Origin of the sequence: Pseudomonas parakoreensis (genome assembly GCF_021602155.1) — a bacterium.
GTDB lineage: Bacteria > Pseudomonadota > Gammaproteobacteria > Pseudomonadales > Pseudomonadaceae > Aquipseudomonas > Aquipseudomonas parakoreensis.
In genome coordinates this window covers 130,126-146,844 of sequence record NZ_BQHY01000012.1, presented here as the reverse complement: position 1 = coordinate 146,844, position 16,719 = coordinate 130,126, and the positions used below count along the sequence as shown (strand labels likewise).

General features: G+C 61.4%; 15 protein-coding genes. All 15 read left to right on the top strand.

Annotated features, from left to right (window positions below):
• Positions 1-204: 204 nt before the first annotated feature.
• The 15 genes from rfbF (at position 205) to L6D63_RS19725 (ending at position 16,692) form a co-directional block, all read left to right on the top strand.
• Positions 205-978, top strand: a complete 774-nt coding sequence (gene rfbF, locus L6D63_RS19795; RefSeq protein WP_095139348.1) for a glucose-1-phosphate cytidylyltransferase — start codon at positions 205-207, stop codon at positions 976-978.
• Positions 960-2,042, top strand: coding sequence for a CDP-glucose 4,6-dehydratase (gene rfbG / locus L6D63_RS19790; protein ID WP_115987093.1), 1,083 nt, complete (start codon positions 960-962; stop codon positions 2,040-2,042). The genes rfbF and rfbG overlap by 19 nt, the downstream gene beginning before the upstream one ends.
• A complete protein-coding gene (locus tag L6D63_RS19785; RefSeq protein WP_131669983.1) occupies positions 2,039-2,599 on the top strand; it encodes a dTDP-4-dehydrorhamnose 3,5-epimerase family protein in 561 nt (186 codons plus the stop codon). The genes rfbG and L6D63_RS19785 overlap by 4 nt, the downstream gene beginning before the upstream one ends.
• On the top strand, positions 2,596-3,822 hold the full coding sequence (locus tag L6D63_RS19780; RefSeq protein WP_236170375.1) for a class I SAM-dependent methyltransferase: 1,227 nt from the start codon (positions 2,596-2,598) through the stop codon (positions 3,820-3,822). Before L6D63_RS19785 ends, L6D63_RS19780 begins: the two co-directional genes overlap by 4 nt.
• Positions 3,819-4,670 (top strand): NAD-dependent epimerase/dehydratase family protein, encoded by an 852-nt coding sequence (locus L6D63_RS19775; RefSeq protein ID WP_131669985.1) that lies wholly within the window; start codon positions 3,819-3,821, stop codon positions 4,668-4,670. The genes L6D63_RS19780 and L6D63_RS19775 overlap by 4 nt, the downstream gene beginning before the upstream one ends.
• Positions 4,667-5,737: a class I SAM-dependent methyltransferase gene (locus tag L6D63_RS19770; protein ID WP_047292498.1), complete on the top strand. Its 1,071-nt coding sequence runs from the start codon at positions 4,667-4,669 to the stop codon at positions 5,735-5,737. Before L6D63_RS19775 ends, L6D63_RS19770 begins: the two co-directional genes overlap by 4 nt.
• Before the next feature lie 17 nt (positions 5,738-5,754).
• A complete protein-coding gene (locus L6D63_RS19765) occupies positions 5,755-6,492 on the top strand; it encodes a cephalosporin hydroxylase family protein (protein WP_047292500.1) in 738 nt (245 codons plus the stop codon).
• 55 nt (positions 6,493-6,547) lie between these two features.
• Positions 6,548-9,463 (top strand): TIGR00180 family glycosyltransferase, encoded by a 2,916-nt coding sequence (locus L6D63_RS19760; RefSeq protein WP_047292503.1) that lies wholly within the window; start codon positions 6,548-6,550, stop codon positions 9,461-9,463.
• 28 nt (positions 9,464-9,491) lie between these two features.
• Positions 9,492-10,493, top strand: coding sequence for a UDP-N-acetylglucosamine 4,6-dehydratase (inverting) (pseB, locus tag L6D63_RS19755; protein WP_095667189.1), 1,002 nt, complete (start codon positions 9,492-9,494; stop codon positions 10,491-10,493).
• Positions 10,490-11,647, top strand: a complete 1,158-nt coding sequence (pseC, locus tag L6D63_RS19750; protein WP_131669986.1) for a UDP-4-amino-4,6-dideoxy-N-acetyl-beta-L-altrosamine transaminase — start codon at positions 10,490-10,492, stop codon at positions 11,645-11,647. The genes pseB and pseC overlap by 4 nt, the downstream gene beginning before the upstream one ends.
• A gap of 31 nt (positions 11,648-11,678) precedes the next feature.
• On the top strand, positions 11,679-12,299 hold the full coding sequence (locus L6D63_RS19745) for a pseudaminic acid biosynthesis-associated methylase (RefSeq protein ID WP_047292509.1): 621 nt from the start codon (positions 11,679-11,681) through the stop codon (positions 12,297-12,299).
• Entirely contained in the window at positions 12,296-12,991 is a 696-nt protein-coding gene (pseF, locus tag L6D63_RS19740) for a pseudaminic acid cytidylyltransferase (RefSeq protein WP_047292511.1), read from the top strand. Before L6D63_RS19745 ends, pseF begins: the two co-directional genes overlap by 4 nt.
• Positions 12,988-14,493, top strand: a complete 1,506-nt coding sequence (pseG, locus tag L6D63_RS19735) for a UDP-2,4-diacetamido-2,4,6-trideoxy-beta-L-altropyranose hydrolase (RefSeq protein WP_131669987.1) — start codon at positions 12,988-12,990, stop codon at positions 14,491-14,493. Before pseF ends, pseG begins: the two co-directional genes overlap by 4 nt.
• On the top strand, positions 14,486-15,538 hold the full coding sequence (gene pseI / locus L6D63_RS19730; protein ID WP_047292515.1) for a pseudaminic acid synthase: 1,053 nt from the start codon (positions 14,486-14,488) through the stop codon (positions 15,536-15,538). Before pseG ends, pseI begins: the two co-directional genes overlap by 8 nt.
• 227 nt (positions 15,539-15,765) lie before the next feature.
• Complete coding sequence (locus L6D63_RS19725; RefSeq protein ID WP_027614228.1) at positions 15,766-16,692, top strand: ketoacyl-ACP synthase III; 927 nt, start codon at positions 15,766-15,768, stop codon at positions 16,690-16,692.
• The last annotated feature ends 27 nt before the right edge of the window (positions 16,693-16,719 follow it).

Sequence of the window (16,719 nt, the reverse complement as noted above, 5' to 3'; positions counted from 1 at the left end):
TTCATCCCTTTTTTCATGCCTCACGGCGCACGCGACGTAGCGTTCGCGGAGCTGGCGCGTTTCCTGCAAGTCCCCCTCAAATCGCCATAAAACGAGCGCTCGCGGTCATCGCTGCGGCGTCGCAAGCGGCAAAAGGGTTAGCCAGACGGCCCGCATCGCTCAAGAAAGCCATGCGCAGCCCGGTGAAGAACAAGAGGGGAGACGATGAAGGCAGTAATTTTGGCGGGTGGCCTCGGCACGCGCATCAGTGAAGAGTCGCACCTCAAGCCCAAGCCCATGATCGAGATCGGCGGCAAGCCAATTCTCTGGCACATCATGAAGCAGTATTCCGCCCACGGAATCCACGACTTCGTGATCTGCCTGGGCTACAAGGGCTATGCGATCAAAGACTTCTTCGCCAACTACTTCCTGCACACCTCCGACGTCACGTTCGACATGCGCAACAACCGCATGGACGTGCACCAGAACTACAGCGAGCCGTGGAGCGTCACCCTGATCGACACCGGCGAGGAAACCATGACCGGTGGTCGACTGCTGCGTGCCGGCCGTTACCTCAAGGATGAAGAGGCGTTCTGCTTCACCTACGGCGACGGCGTTTCCGACATCAACATTGCTCAACTCGTCGATTACCACAAAGCCCACGGTCGCCTGGCCACCGTCACTGCGGTGCAGCCGCCGGGACGTTACGGCGCCCTCGAGCGGCAAGGCGATCAGGTTCTGGGTTTCACCGAGAAACCGCGCGGCGACGGTGGCTGGATCAACGGCGGCTTCTTCGTGCTGTCACCCAAAGTCCTGTCCTACATCGCTGGCGATGAAACCACCTGGGAGGCCGAGCCGCTGGCGCGTCTGGCAGAGGATGAACAGCTGAACGCCTTCGAGCACGAAGGCTTCTGGCATCCGATGGATACCCTGCGCGACAAGAACCACCTCGAAGCGCTGTGGCAGAGCGGGGAGGCCCCATGGAAGCAATGGGCCTGAGCGCGGATTTCTGGCGCGGCAAGCGCGTACTGATTACCGGCCACACCGGTTTCAAAGGCAGTTGGCTGACCCTGTGGCTACAAAGTCTTGGTGCGCAAGTCAGCGGTTTTTCGCTGGATCCGTCGACCGAACCGAGCCTGTATGAACTGGCGCGGGTTCACGAAGGGATCAACGATCAGCGCGGTGATCTGCGCGATCTCGGCGCGCTGCTGGAGATCATCGCCGACACCGAGCCGGAAATCGTCCTGCACCTGGCTGCGCAGCCACTGGTGCGTGAAGGTTATCGCGATCCGCTCGGCACTTACTCCAGCAATGTCATGGGCACGCTGAACCTGCTCGAAGCCATCCGTCAGGTCGGTTGCGTGCGCGCCTGCGTGCTGGTGACCACCGACAAGGTTTACGCCAACAAGGAATGGTTGTGGCCGTACCGCGAAGACGAAGCCCTCGGCGGGCACGATCCTTACAGCAGCAGCAAGGCCTGCTGTGAACTGTTGGCGCAATCTTATGCCGCGTCGTTTTTCCCGGCCGACAAGTACGCCGAACACGGTCTGGCCCTGGCCACCGCGCGCGCTGGCAACGTACTGGGTGGCGGCGATTTTGCCCCTGAACGGCTGATTCCCGATGTGCTCAAGGCCTGGACTGCAGACGAGCCGGTCACCCTGCGTTACCCGCAAGCCGTGCGCCCGTGGCAGCACGCGCTGGAACCGCTGGCCGGTTACCTGCAACTGGCTGCCGGCCTCTACGAACAAGGCCCGGAATACGCCGGGGCGTGGAACTTCGGCCCGGGCGAGGCGGACATGTGCAGCGTTGGCGAAGTGGTCGAACTGCTCGCCAGTCGCTGGCCACAGGCACGCGGTTTGCGCATCGAGAAAAGCGAACTGCACGAGGCCGGTCTGTTGCGTCTGGACAGCAGTCGTGCCCGTCAGGTGCTGGGCTGGCAGCCACGCTGGACCTTGCAGCAATGCCTGACCCAGACCCTCGACTGGCACCTGGCGTGGCAGAACGGCGATGACATGCGTGCCGTGACCCTCGGCCAACTGAACCTGTACCGAGGCGCACTGTGAGCGAATTCTCCCTGAAGGCGTTGCCGCTGGCCGGGCTGTTCAGCGTCCAGCACAAACGTTTCGAAGATCAGCGCGGGCATTTCGCCCGACTGTTTTGCGAGGGTAGCCTGAGTGCGTTCGGCCGCGAATTTCACATCCGCCAGATCAACCATTCCTGCACCCGTGAAAAGGGCAGCGTGCGCGGTCTGCATTACCAGAATGCCAATGCCCCGGAAGCCAAGCTGATCACCTGCCTGCGTGGTGAAGTGTGGGATGTGGCGGTGGATCTGCGTCCGGATTCCGAGACCTTTCTGCACTGGCACGCCGAGCATCTCAAGGCTGGCGACGGTCGCAGCCTGTTGATTCCGGCGGGCTTCGCCCACGGTTTCCAGACCCTGACCGATGACGCCGAACTGCTTTACCTGCACAGCGCCGATTACGCGCCGGAGCATGAGGGCGGCTTGTCGGTGAACGATCCACGGCTGGCGATTGCTTGGCCGTTGCCTGTCAATAATTTGTCAGCGCGGGATTCCAGCCATCCCGCGCTTGATCAACACTTTGCCGGAGTGCGTCTATGAACTGCCGTGGGTGCGCCGCACCGCTGAGCCTGCCGCTGATCGACCTCGGCACCTCGCCGCCGTCCAACGCCTACGTGCACGCCGAGCGCCTGGAACAGGCCGAGCAATGGGTGCCGCTGAAGGTCGCCGTGTGCCAGCAATGCTGGCTGGTGCAGACCGAGGATTACACCCGCGCCGACAGCCTCTTCGACGCCGAGTACGCCTACTTCAGTTCGTTCTCCAGCACCTGGCTGGCCCATGCCGAATGCTATGTCGCCGAGATGGTCGAGCGCTTTGGCCTGAACGCCGAAAGCCGCGTAGTGGAAGTCGCCGCCAACGATGGTTATCTGCTGCAGTACGTCGCTGCTCGCGGCATCCCGTGCCTGGGTGTCGAGCCGACCCGCAGCACCGCGCAAGCGGCGCGGGAAAAGGGTCTGCAGATTCGTGAAGTGTTCTTCGGTCGCGACAGCGCTGCGCAACTGCACAGCGAAGGCTGGGGCGCCGACCTGATGGCCGCCAACAACGTGCTCGCGCATGTGCCGGACATCAATGATTTCCTCGGTGGTTTTGCCACGCTGCTCAAGCCGACCGGCGTCGCTACCTTCGAATTTCCGCAACTGCTGACGCTGATGGCCGGCGCGCAGTTCGACACGCTGTACCACGAACACTATTCCTATCTGTCGCTGACCGCCGTGCAGACTTTGTGTGAACGCAATGGTCTGGAAGTGTTCGATGTCAGTCAGTTGAGCACCCACGGTGGTTCGCTGCGGGTGTTCGTGCAGCGCCAGGACGGTGAGCGTCGTGCGGTGCAGCCAGCGGTGCAGCAACAGTTGCAGGCTGAACTCGCTGCCGGGGTGAAAACCCCTGAGTACTACGCGACCCTCGCGCCGGCTGCCGAACGCATCAAACATGAACTGCTGCGCTTCCTGTTGCAGGCCAAGGCCGAGGGCAAGCGTGTGGTCGGTTATGGCGCGGCAGCCAAGGGCAACACCTTGCTCAACTACGCCGGGGTCAAACCGGATCTGCTGGCGTGGGTGGCCGATGCCAACCCGCACAAGCAGGGCAAGTTTTTGCCGGGCAGTCGTATTCCAATTGTCGCGCCGACGCAGATCGACATCGAAAAACCGGACTACGTGCTGGTGTTGCCGTGGAACCTGCTGCACGAAGTCAGTCAGCAACTGGGGCAAGTGCGTCAGTGGGACGGGCGCTTCGTGATCGCCGTGCCTGAGATGAAAGTCCTGTGAAAGTCCTGGTCACCGGGGCCACGGGCTTCGTCGGTCGGCATCTGGTCGCGGCGTTGCTGGCGCGCGGCTGCGCGTTACGGGCGGTGGCGCGTAATGTCGAGACCGCGGCGAGCATGCCGTGGATCAACGACGTCGAATTCGTTGCGGCGGATATTCACGCGTCGGATCTCGACATGGCGGCGCTCACCGACGGTATTGACGTCCTCGCGCACCTGGCCTGGCCGGGGTTGCCGAACTATCGGGCGCTGTCTCATTTCGAGCACAACCTGATGGCCGACTACCGCTTTATCAAAGACGCGGTCGAAGCGGGTGTGAAGCAAGTGCTGGTGACCGGCACCTGCTTCGAGTACGGCATGCAAAGCGGCCCGCTCAGCGAAAGCGTCGAGCCGCAGCCGAGCAATCCTTACGGGTTGGCCAAGCACACCTTGCACCTGTTTTTGCAGAACCTTGCGCAAGAACATCCGTTCACTTTGCAGTGGGCGCGCCTGTTCTATTTGCATGGCGAAGGGCAGAACCCCAACAGTCTGCTGGCAGCGCTGGATCGGGCGATCGATAGCGGCGACGCGTCATTCAACATGTCTGGCGGCGAGCAGCTGCGGGACTTTTTGCCGATCGCCAGCGCCGCCGATTACCTCGCCGCGATCCTGCACCAACGTGATTTCAATGGCGTGATCAATTGCGCCAGCGGCCAGCCGGTATCGGTGCGCGCACTGGTTGAACAACGTCTGCGCGAGCGCGGTGCGGCACTGAATCTGAACCTCGGCCATTACCCCTATCCGAGCCATGAACCGATGGCGTTCTGGGCCGTGACCGAGCGTTTGCAACAGCTACTGGGAGAGCCGCAATGAGGCACGAGTTGTATCGGGTCACCGACCTGCCGGTGTTGCAGAACCGCACCTTTGCCGACCCTGAATCGGCAAAGGCGTCGGCCAGCGCCGACATGTTGCTGGTGCAGGATGAGCGCAGCGGTCTGATCTTCAACGCCGCGTTCGATGCCGACAAGCTCAGCTATGACGCCGACTATCAGAACGAACAGGCCCATTCGGGCCAGTTCCAGAAGCACCTGAGCGACGTCGAAGGCATCATCGCCAAACACTTCAAGGGCCGGGAGCTGATCGAAGTCGGCTGCGGCAAGGGCTACTTTCTTGAGCTGCTCAAGGGCCTCGGTTATTCGATCACCGGGATTGATCCGGCCTACGAAGGCGAAAACGCCGACGTAATCAAGGCGCCGTTCACCCGAGGTCTCGGCCTGGCCGCGGACGCCATCGTGCTGCGTCATGTGCTGGAACACATCGAAGACCCGGTCAGCTTCCTGTCGGTGATCGCCGAAGCCAACCAGGGCGGGCAGATCTACATCGAAGTGCCGTGCTTCGACTGGATCCTCGAGCACAAAGCGTGGTTCGACCTGTTCTACGAGCACGTCAATTATTTCCGCCTCGATGACCTGCGCCGGATGTTCGGCACCGTGCACGAGGCCGGCCACCTGTTTGGCGGCCAGTACCTGTACATCGTCGCCGACCTTTCGACGTTGCGCCTGACCCCGGAACAACCGGTGCCACGCCTGACGCTGCCGGACGGTTTCACGGCGAGCCTTGAGCGTGCAGTGCAGATCATCCAGTCCGCACCTGAACAGGGTTCGGCGATCTGGGGCGCGTCGTCCAAAGGCGTGATCTATTCGCTGTTCCTGCAGCGCGCGGGTGTCGCGGTGGATCGCGTGGTGGATATCAACCCCGCCAAGCAGGGACGTTATCTGCCACTGAGCGGCGCACGGGTGTCCTCGCCGCAAGAGGCCATGGACGCCTTGCCCGAAGGCGCCAACCTGTTTGTGATGAACTCCAATTACCTCGAAGAAATCAAGCGGATGACCGGTGGACGTTACGTCTATCACGCCGTTGACAGCGCTTCGTTCCAGTGACCCTTGAGATTTTGAAAATGACCGACAACAGTATCAACAAAGCCTTCGAAGCCGAGTGCCGGGAACAGATCGCCCAGCAGGGTGACGACCAGAAACTGACTGGCCTGGCCCGTGATTTCTTCAACGAATCGGCCAAACACAAGTACAGCTATCACTTCTCGTGGATGGGCCGCCCGATCATCCAGCTGCCGCAGGACATGATGGCAATGCAGGAGATCATCTGGCAGGTCAAGCCGGATCTGGTCATCGAGTGCGGCATCGCCCACGGCGGTTCGATCATCTATTACGCCTCTCTGCTGGAACTGCAAGGTCACGGTGAAGTGCTGGGCATCGACCTCGACATCCGCCCGCATAACCGTGAAGCGATCGAAAGCCACCCGATGGCCAAGCGCATCAAGATGATCGAAGGCTCGAGCATCGACCCGGCCATCGCCGCTCAGGTGCAGGCTGCGGCCAAGGGCAAGAAGGTCATTCTGGTGCTCGACTCCAACCACACCCACGACCACGTGCTCGAAGAGTTGCGGCTGTACGCACCGCTGGTCTCGGTCGACAGCTACTGCGTGGTGATGGACACCGTGGTTGAAGACATGCCCGCCGATTTCTTCCCGGATCGCCCATGGGGCCCGGGCGACAACCCGAAAACCGCGGTGTGGAAATACCTGGAAGAAAACCAGGACTTCGAAATCGACCAGCAACTGCAAAACAAGCTGCTGATCACCGTGGCGCCGGACGGCTATCTGCGTCGCGTTCGTTAATTCGCAACATCACCAAAGCGTTATCTCGGCGAGTCGCCGGTTGTGGAGAGAAGTTATGCAAGGCAAGTACAGTTCTGAACTGGCGCTACCGCTCAACGAGCTGTTGACCGTGGTGCTGATTACTCACAATCGGCCGGCGTTCCTGCGTCGGGCGGTGAAGTATTACAGCAGCTTGCCCTGCCGGATCATGGTGCTCGACTCCACACCCGAGCGGCCGGAAGGGGACTTTTCCGCCGTCGATTACCATCACGTGCCGCAGTTCGCCTACTGGGGCATGCAGGCCAAACTGGCGTACGGTGTAGAGCGACTGACCACGCCGTACATGGTGCTGGCGGCTGACGACGATTTCATCCTGCATGATTCGCTGGCCGAGTCCGTCGGTTTCCTTCAGGCAAATCCGGACTATGGCATGTGCCACGGCTATTGCCTGATGTACCTGACGCTGTCGGGTGGAGTGAGCTATTACCGCCGCGACAAGAAAGTCCAGGAAGACTATGCGTCCGAGCGGGCTCAGGATCGGGTTATCGACTACATGAGTCAGTACATCCCGCCGTTCTATGCGGTGACCCGTACTGATCTGATGAAAACCTGGCACTCGGCATTGCCGGCGGGGACCAATTTCCAGTGGCAGGAAATCGGCCACGTGTACTTCCTGCTGGCGAGTGCCAAGGCGCGGATTCTGCCGATGCCCTATGTGGTGCGCGAGATCAACTATGGCAATTCCGAGCACAGCACCGAGGTGTATCACTCGCTGACCTATGTTGATGCCAAATCGGTCGCCGAGCGTGAAGCCTTTGCCGAGTTCCTTGCCTCACTACCCACCGGCATCAAGGATCTTGATGCGCAACAGGGCAAGGCGTTTGCCCTGCAGAGCTTCGAGGCGATGGTCGACAGTCTGCAAAGCGGCAGGGCACTCACGGCGGAGCTGATTATCCAGTCCACCTGGAATCAGTCGCTCAAGAGGCCTGATCGGCGGTTCGGGCCTTTGCAGTACGTCGAGATGCCGTTCTACAACCAGCCATTTTTTGATCGTCTCGAACAGTTCGAATTCATGCTGCACGCCATGCCCGCCGGGCGCATTCAACTGCGGGACCTGGAGGGTGTGTGGACCCGTCAGGCGCACTTGCTGCAGGCGCGCAACAACGATACCCCGGAAAGTGTTCTGGATCGTTTGTGGCAGGCGCACGACCTGAATGCGTTCAACCGCACCGTGGTCAAGCGTCTGGCGCAACAGCTGGAACTGGCCGGCGAGGACGAAGAAGCGCAGAACATGCGCGACTGGAATGCTCGTCTCGATGCGTTGACGGTGGAAGACCATCATCAGGTATTCGACCAGACGCAGTCGGGTCGACTGCTCAAGTGGCTGGATTCGCGTCAGGCCGATGGCGCTCAGTTGGCATCGATTGCCGAGCACCTGTCGGTCAACGGCGGTGGCCCGCAGTTCGGCATTTTCCTGCTGGATCTGGACAACGACATCGACAAGTTGCAGGTCAGCCTCGACAGCTTGCTTGAAGGTCAATGCAAGGCTTTCAGAATTGTCGTGTTCACCACCGGCGAAGCACCGGCGGCTACCACGGCGCAGAACACTTTGCACTTTGTCCGGGTTACGCCGGCCAACCTGGTCGACAAACTCAATCAGAGTGCCAGTCAGTCGCCGTGCGACTGGGTGCTGCTGGCTGAGGCGGGCGATGAGTTCACCGCCAGTGGTTTGTTGCGCGCCAGTCTGGAGTTGATGTCCGCGGGCGATTGCCGTGCCGTTTCCACCGACGAGATCCAGCGCGGGGAGAAGGGCGCGCTGGTGGATGTGTTCCGTCCCGGCTTCAACCTCGATCTGCTCTTGAGCCTGCCGGGGCTGATGGCACGGCACTGGCTGGTGCGCCGTGACACGTTGGTCGAGGTGGGTGGCTACCGCGCCGATTTCAACAAGGCACTGGAATTTGACGTGCTGCTGCGCATCATCGAAGAGCACGGTTTGAACAGCCTGGCCCACCTCGACGAACCGCTGCTGATCACCGAAGCCGCGTCGCTGGAAGAAAACGCGCATGAGCGTCTGGCGCTGTTGCGCCACCTGGGCAATCGCGGCTACAAGGCCAAGGTCACCTCGGCGGTGCCGGGCATTTATCAGATCGATTACCACCACAGTGATCGTCCGTTGGTATCGATCGTGATTCCGGCCGGCGATGACCTGCCAGCCTTGCAACGCTGTCTCGAAGGGGTGCAGCTGCGCACCCGTTATCAGCATTACGAGATCCTGATCGCCACCACGGCCACGCAGTCGGCCCAGGTCAATGACTGGCTGGGTACTTACCAGCATCCGAAAGTCCAGGTGCTGCGTGCCGAGCAATCGCTGAGCGTACCGGCATTGCTCAACGCTGCCAGCCGCCAGGCGCAGGGCGAGTATCTGGTATTGCTCGCGGCCGACGCGGAAGTGGTCAACCCGAACTGGCTGGACTCGCTGCTCAACCATGCCCTGCGTCCGGAAATCGGCGTGGTCGGGCCGAAGCTGGTTGATCGCGATGGCAAAGTCAGCCAGGCCGGGCTGATCCTCGGTATGCATGGCGGGGTGGGGTCGGCGTTCGTCGGTGAAAAACATGATGCCGACGGCTATCTGTACCGGTTGTCGGTGGAGCAGAACTGCTCAGCGGTATCGAACGTGTGCCTGATGGTGCGCAAAGAACTGTTTGAAGCGCTGGGTGGTCTGGACGACAGCACATTCGGCGACGCTTTCAACGATGTCGATCTGTGTCTGAAAGCAGCTCAGGCCGGTTACCTCACGGTATGGACGCCATCGGTGCAGGTCCTGCATCAAGGCGCGATTGCCCAGGCACCCCGGGCACTGGCCGCGCTACAGGAAAAATGGGCCGCCGCGTTCGCTCAGGATCAGGCGTACAACGCCAACCTGAGCTTGAGCGGCAAAGGGTATGGTCTGAACGACAGTACGTCGCTGGACTGGTCGCAGTTACTCGCCTGAGCCGCGCCCAAGGAACGGAATACAAAATATGTTCAACGGTAAATCGATCTTCATCTCCGGCGGCACCGGCTCGTTCGGGCGCAAGTTCATCGCCCGTCTGCTTGAGCAATACCAGCCCAAGCGCGTGGTGGTGTTCTCCCGCGATGAGCTCAAGCAGTACGAAATGCAGCAGACGTTCAACGCGCCGTGCATGCGTTACTTCCTTGGTGACGTGCGCGACGCCGACCGTCTGCGGCAGGCCATGCGCGGCATCGACTACGTGGTGCATGCGGCGGCGCTCAAGCAGGTGCCGGCGGCGGAGTACAACCCCACCGAGTGCATCCGCACCAACGTCAATGGTGCGGAGAACATCATCGCCGCCGCCATCGATAACGGCGTGAAAAAGGTTGTGGCGCTGTCCACCGACAAGGCGGCCAGCCCGATCAACCTGTACGGCGCGACCAAGCTGCTGTCGGACAAGTTGTTCGTCGCCGCCAACAACATTGCCGGTGAGCAACAAACGCGTTTTGCCGTGGTGCGCTACGGCAACGTGGCGGGCTCGCGGGGTTCGGTGGTGCCGTTCTTCAGCAAGCTGATTGCCGATGGTGCGCAGGAGCTGCCGATCACCGACGAGCGCATGACCCGCTTCTGGATCACCCTCGATCACGGCGTGCAGTTTGTCCTCGACAGCTTTGCGCGGATGCACGGCGGTGAAGTGTTCGTGCCGAAGATCCCGTCGATTCGCATCGTCGATCTGGCGCGGGGCATGGCCGAACATCTGCCGCACAAGAACGTCGGTATTCGTCCCGGGGAAAAACTGCATGAACTGATGGTGCCGCTGGACGATGCGCGGATGACCCTGGAATTCGAGGATCACTACACCATCCAGCCTTCCATCCGCTTTACCAGCGTCGATGTCGATTTCTCCATCGACAAGCTTGGCGAACATGGCCGGCCGGTGAATGAAGATTTCGAATACCGCTCCGACACCAATCCGCATTACCTCTCGGTCGGGCAGATCGCCGAGCTGCACGCGAAGTTGTTGGCATGATTCCCTACGGTCGGCAGAGCGTTGATCAGGCGGACATCGATGCCGTGGTCGAGGTGCTGCAATCGGACTGGCTGACTCAAGGCCCGACCATCGAGCGTTTCGAGCAGGCGATGGCCGAACGTTGCCAGGCCGACTTCGCCGTGGCGGTGTGCAACGCCACGGCGGCGCTGCACATCGCTTGCCTCGCTGCCGGCCTTGGCCCGGGTGATCGCTTGTGGACCACGCCGAACACCTTTCTGGCTTCGGCCAACTGCGGGCGCTACTGCGGCGCCGAGGTGGATTTCGTTGACATCGATCCGCTGACCTGGAACCTCGATGCCTTCGCCCTCGCCGCTAAACTCGATCAGGCCGAGCAAGACGGCACACTGCCGAAAGTGTTGGTGGCGGTGGCGTTCTCCGGGCAGAGTTGTGATCTGCGCAAGATTGCCGAACTGGCCGAGCGCTACAACTTCACCGTGATCGAAGACGCCTCGCACGCGGTGGGCGCCAGCTACGCCGGGCGCCCCGTGGGGTGCGGGGAATTTGCGGCGATGACTGTGTTCAGTTTCCACCCGGTGAAGATCATCACCAGCGCCGAAGGTGGCATGGTCCTGACCAATCGCCCGCAACTGGCGGAGCGTCTGCAACGCCTGCGCAGCCACGGCATGACCCGCGATCCGCAGCAGATGAACGAACCCAGCCACGGTCCGTGGTATTACCAGCAGATCGAGTTGGGCTTCAATTACCGGATAACCGATTTGCAGGCGGCGCTGGGTCTGTCGCAACTGGCCAGGCTGGACGGCTTCATCGCCCGTCGCCGCGAACTGGCGGCGCGTTACGACCGTTTGTTGGCCTACCTGCCACTGACTTTGCCCAGCGCGCAGCCGGAGGCGGAATCGGCGTGGCACCTGTACGTGGTGCGCCTGCAGACCGAACGCATCGGCCTGACCCATCGTCAGGTGTTCGAAGGCTTGCGTGCCGCCGGCATCGGCGTGAACCTGCACTATATTCCTGTGCATTTGCAGCCGTACTATCGCGACCTGGGGTTTGCCGAAGGCGACTTCCCCGAAGCCGAGCGTTATTACGCCGAGGCGATCAGCCTGCCGCTGTATCCGTTGCTCACTGACGAGCAGCAGGATCATGTGGTCGAGCAATTGCGCCGGCTGACCGAATAAACCCCGCTGCGGCGGCGAATGAGACTGTGCAATGCGTGATCTGAGTGAGCAGGAAAAATTCTGGCAGGGCGATTTCGGCAACCAGTACGTCGATCGCAACGTCGGTCAGCCGCTGGTCGCGGCCAACCTGGCGTTGTTCGCCAAGGCCCTGAGCCGCGCCGGGCGCATCGACAGTGTGGTTGAGCTGGGCACCAATGCCGGCAACAACCTGCAGGCGCTGCGTCAACTGCTGCCGCACAGTGAACTGTTCGGCGTCGAGATCAATGAAAGCGCCTGTGCTCAAGCGCGGGCACTGGGCATCGCGCAGATCTGGCACGGCTCGCTGTTCGACTTTCCGCGCGAGCGCAGCTACGACCTGACCCTGAGCAAAGGCGTGCTGATCCATCTGGCGCCGGAGCTGCTGCCGACCGCCTATGCGCAGTTGTATGCGTTGAGCCAGCGCTACATCCTGATCGCCGAGTACTACAATCCGGTACCGGTGGAAGTATCCTATCGCGGCAACAGCGGCAAGCTGTTCAAGCGCGATTTCGCCGGGGAAATGCTTGATCGTTATGCCGACCTGCAATTGCTCGATTACGGCTTTGGTTATCACCGTGACCCACAATTCCCGGTGGATGACATCACCTGGTTTCTGCTGGAAAAACGTCCTTGAACAGCGTCGCAATCATCCCGGCCCGTGGCGGCAGCAAGCGCATCCCGCGCAAGAATCTGTTGCCGTTCGACGGCGTGCCGATGATTGTCCGCTCGATCCGAACGGCGCTCGACAGTGGCCTATTCGAACAGGTCGTGGTCAGTACCGATGACGCGGAAATTGCCGAGCTGGCGCTGGCTCACGGTGCGCAAGTGCCGTTCCTGCGCCCGGCTGAACTGGCGGATGATTTCACCGGCACCGCTGCGGTGATCGTGCATGCCTTGCAGCAACTGCCCGCGTTCGATTACGCCTGCTGCGTGTACGCCACGGCGCCGTTGTTGCAGGCGCGATTTCTGCGCGAGGGATTCGAGTTGTTGCAGCAGCATCCGCAGAGGTCGTTTGCTTTTTCGGTGTGCAGCTTTGGTTTCCCCGTACAGCGGGCACTGACGCTGGACGGGCAGGGCGCATTGACCGCGTTGTACCCGGAATTTCGCCAAACCCGCTCGCAGGATCTGCCCGAAGCCTTTCAGGACGCCGGCCAGTTCTACTGGGGCCGCAGTGAGGCATGGTTGCGCGGTGACGTGTTGTATTCGTCCGCGAGTCTGCCGGTCATTCTGCCGCGGCATCTGGTGCAGGACATCGACACCCTGCAAGACTGGAAACGCGCCGAATACCTCTACGCCGCGCTCAAGGCCGGCGGAGAACTGCAATGAAAGTGCTGATCCGCGCTGACGCTTCGCCGACCATCGGCAGTGGCCACATCGCCCGCTGCCTGACGCTGGCGCGGGTGCTGCGCCAGCAGGGCAGTCATGTCGCGTTTGCCTGCCGCCGGTTACCGGGGCATCGGCTCGATGCCCTGGCTGCCGAAGGTTTCGAGACCTTCGCCTTGCCGGACTTCTACCCCGACGAAGACCCGCAGCAAGCCATCGAATCGATGCTGCCGTGGCAGGCGGACATCGACGCGCTGGACGCCCTGCTGGCAGGTCACACCGCATTCGACTGGATTATCGCCGATCACTACGGCCTCGATCATCACTGGCAAACCGCAGCGCGCCGTTGGGCACCTCGGATCGCGGCAGTAGACGATCTCGCCACTCGCCGTTACAGCGTCGATCTGCTGCTTAATCAGAACCTGTCCGGTCTCAGCGCAAACTATGCGCCGCTGCTGCCCGAAGGCTGCCGCACCTTGCTCGGCCCGCGCTACGCCATGCTGCGTGAAGAGTTCGTCTGCCCGGCCATCGCGATCCAACCCAAGGCGCGGCGGGTGCTGGTGAATTTCGGTGGCTTCGATGCGGCGATGCAGACCCATCACGCGATGTTGGCACTTCAGGACTTCACTGAACTGGAAGTGGATTTCGTCGCCGGTGCGGACAATCCTGCGTGGGCACAAATGCAGGCACTGGCCGCAACACGGCCACACTGGCGCCTGCACAGTTTCGTCAGTGATTTCCAGCAACGCATGACCGCAGCCGATCTGTTTATCGGCGCCGGTGGCGGCACCAGTTGGGAGCGCGCGGCGCTGGGCCTGCCGACCCTTTGCATCGCGGTATCGAACAACCAGCAAGCCAACGGCGAAGTCATGGCGGCGGCGGGGGCGCATGTGTTCATGGGGGCTCGCGAGCAGGTCAGCGTCGAACAGCTGCGCGATGCCATCGGTTTTGTCGTCGACAATGCCTATCTGCGCCAGAGTCTGGCCGAGCGTTCACGGCAACTGGTCGATGGGCGCGGTGCGTTGCGCGTGGCGGCAGCGCTGGCCGGTGCCGTGCTCAGGCTGCGCCCGGCGACCCTCGATGATGCGCAATTGCTGTTCGACGGGCGCAATGCCGAGGCTGTGCGCCGGTGGTCATTGGACACGGCTGCAATCGAATGGCCGCAGCACCTGAACTGGCTGACGGCGAGCCTGCGCAACCCGCAGCGTCTGCTGTTGATTGCCGAGGCCGATGACGGTGCGGTCGGCGTCCTGCGTTATGACTTGCGTGGATTCGAGGCTGAAGTGTCGCTGTATCTGCTGCACGGGCGTTTTGGTCTGGGTTGGGGCAGGGCGCTGCTGGCGCGAGGCGAGGCGTTCGTCCGCGAGCACTGGCCGCAGATGACCGTTATCACCGCTCAGGTGCTGCCGGGCAATCGTCCGTCTTTGAATGTGTTTCGTGACGCCGGATTCACCCAGAGTGCCTGCGCGTTCACCAAGGTTTTGAAGGATCACCGCGATGAGTAGTTTCAAGATTGGCGAGCGTCTGATCGGTGCCGATGCGCCGCCGTTCATCATTGCCGAGATGAGCGGCAACCATAATCAGTCGCTGGAGCTGGCGCTGCAGATTGTCGAAGCTGCCGCCAAGGCTGGCGCGCACGCCTTGAAGTTGCAGACGTACACCGCGCAGACCATGACCCTGGATCTGGCCGAGGGCGAGTTTTTCATCAAGGACCCGAATAGCCTGTGGGCGGGTACTTCGCTGTACGACCTGTATGAGAAGGCCCACACCCCATGGGAGTGGCACGCGCCGATTTTCGCTCGGGCCAAAGAACTGGGCATGCTCGCGTTCTCGACGCCGTTCGATGACACGGCGGTGGACTTTCTCGAAAGCCTCGACGTGCCGGCGTACAAGATCGCCAGTTTCGAAAACACCGACCTGCCGTTGATCCGCCGTGTGGCGGCGACCGGCAAACCGCTGATCATCTCCACCGGCATGGCCAGCATCGCCGAACTCGATGAAACCGTGCGCGCCGCCCGCGAGGCGGGGTGCAAGGATCTGGTGCTGCTCAAATGCACCAGCACTTACCCGGCAACGCCGCTCAACAGCAACGTGCGCACGATCCCGCATCTGCGCGAACTGTTCGGTTGTGAAGTCGGGCTGTCCGATCACTCCATGGGCGTGGGTGTGTCCGTGGCCGCCGTGGCACTCGGCGCAACGGTGGTGGAAAAGCACTTTACCCTCGACCGTTCGGCAGGTGGCGTCGACGCCAGTTTCTCGCTGGAACCTGCGGAGCTGGCCAGTCTGGTGGTCGAAACCGAACGCGCCTGGCAAGCCATGGGCCAGGTGCATTACGGCGTCACCGAGGCCGAGCGCAAGTCGCTGGTCTATCGCCGTTCGCTGTACGTCACTGCCGACATGGCCGCCGGTGAAGCCTTTTCCGGGGACAATCTGCGCGCCATTCGTCCTGGTCTCGGTCTGCCGCCCAAGCACACCGATGCCGTCCTCGGTCGCCGCGCTCGTCAGGCGATCAAACGCGGCACGCCGCTGGACTGGTCGTTGGTCGAATAACCCGATCTGCCACCGATTCGGCAAAATAGCGTGACCTGCGAGTCATAACGCGCATCTTCACTGTATTGTATTGACCGGGGAGATGGCGCCTGGCCGTGTAATCGGTTCCAGTGATAGCCCTTTGCGCTCCCCGTGGCTGCCCTTTGTGGTGGCCGTTTTCTGTTTGTCGGCGCCCCTCGAATCCTTGCGAGCGGTGGTTTTGGGCTGTTTTTTATTGGGAAGCCGTAATGATTGGCATAAAAAGCATTGCGAGCTACGTTCCTGTAGCCGGCGTGGACAATTACGCACAAGGTGCAAAATTCGAGAAGGATGAAGAATTCATCCTCGGTAAAATCGGTTCGGCCTTCCTGCCGCGCAAAGACGCTGAACAGGAAACTTCCGATCTGTGCGTGGAAGCGGCCAATGCGCTGTTTGCCAGCAACCCTGAACTGAAGCGTGAGTCGATCGACGCGCTGATCGTCGTTACCCAGAACGGTGACGAAGAAGGTCTGCCGCACACCGCTGCGATCGTCCAGGACAAGCTCGGTCTGCCGACTAATGTCGCGGCGTTCGATATTTCCCTGGGCTGCTCCGGATACGTCTACGGCATCTACGCGATCAAGGGCTTCATGGAAGCCGCCGGCTTGAAGAACGGCCTGCTGATCACCGCTGACCCGTATTCGAAAATCGTCGACCCGGAAGACCGCAACACCACCATGCTCTTCGGCGATGCCGCCACGGCGACCTGGATGGGCGAAGACCCGGCCTGGGCGCTGGGCAAGGCCAAGTTCGGCACCGACGGTTCCGGCGCACCACACCTGAAAGTCACCGATGGCGTGTTCTTCATGAATGGGCGTCAGGTGTTCAACTTCGCGCTGCTCAAAGTCCCGGCGCACTTGCACGAATTGCTCGACGACTCTGGCCTCAAGGCTGACGACATCGACGCCTTCTGCATTCACCAGGGCAGTGCGGCGATTGTCGATGCGGTGGCGCGGCGTTTCGAAGGCGAGCCGGAGAAGTTCATCAAGGACATGGTCGAAACCGGTAACACCGTGTCGTCGAGCATTCCGCTGCTGCTGGAAAAACACGTGCTCGACTCCGACTGGCAGCGCATTGCCCTGAGCGGTTTCGGTGTCGGTCTGTCGTGGGGCTCGGCGATCATCTATCGTCCTTGATCCGGTCAAAAACGGCGAATACAAAAA

What these genes read in the sequence shown, in the direction of transcription:
- L6D63_RS19765 (WP_047292500.1), top strand. Translation starts at nt 5,755, where the DNA reads ATGACCGACAACAGTATCAACAAAGCCTTCGAAGCCGAGTGCCGGGAA.
- pseG (WP_131669987.1), top strand. Translation starts at nt 12,988, where the DNA reads ATGAAAGTGCTGATCCGCGCTGACGCTTCGCCGACCATCGGCAGTGGC.
- L6D63_RS19760 (WP_047292503.1), top strand. Translation starts at nt 6,548, where the DNA reads ATGCAAGGCAAGTACAGTTCTGAACTGGCGCTACCGCTCAACGAGCTG.
- pseC (WP_131669986.1), top strand. Translation starts at nt 10,490, where the DNA reads ATGATTCCCTACGGTCGGCAGAGCGTTGATCAGGCGGACATCGATGCC.
- rfbG (WP_115987093.1), top strand. Translation starts at nt 960, where the DNA reads ATGGAAGCAATGGGCCTGAGCGCGGATTTCTGGCGCGGCAAGCGCGTA.
- L6D63_RS19770 (WP_047292498.1), top strand. Translation starts at nt 4,667, where the DNA reads ATGAGGCACGAGTTGTATCGGGTCACCGACCTGCCGGTGTTGCAGAAC.
- pseB (WP_095667189.1), top strand. Translation starts at nt 9,492, where the DNA reads ATGTTCAACGGTAAATCGATCTTCATCTCCGGCGGCACCGGCTCGTTC.
- L6D63_RS19745 (WP_047292509.1), top strand. Translation starts at nt 11,679, where the DNA reads ATGCGTGATCTGAGTGAGCAGGAAAAATTCTGGCAGGGCGATTTCGGC.
- L6D63_RS19780 (WP_236170375.1), top strand. Translation starts at nt 2,596, where the DNA reads ATGAACTGCCGTGGGTGCGCCGCACCGCTGAGCCTGCCGCTGATCGAC.
- pseI (WP_047292515.1), top strand. Translation starts at nt 14,486, where the DNA reads ATGAGTAGTTTCAAGATTGGCGAGCGTCTGATCGGTGCCGATGCGCCG.
- rfbF (WP_095139348.1), top strand. Translation starts at nt 205, where the DNA reads ATGAAGGCAGTAATTTTGGCGGGTGGCCTCGGCACGCGCATCAGTGAA.
- L6D63_RS19725 (WP_027614228.1), top strand. Translation starts at nt 15,766, where the DNA reads ATGATTGGCATAAAAAGCATTGCGAGCTACGTTCCTGTAGCCGGCGTG.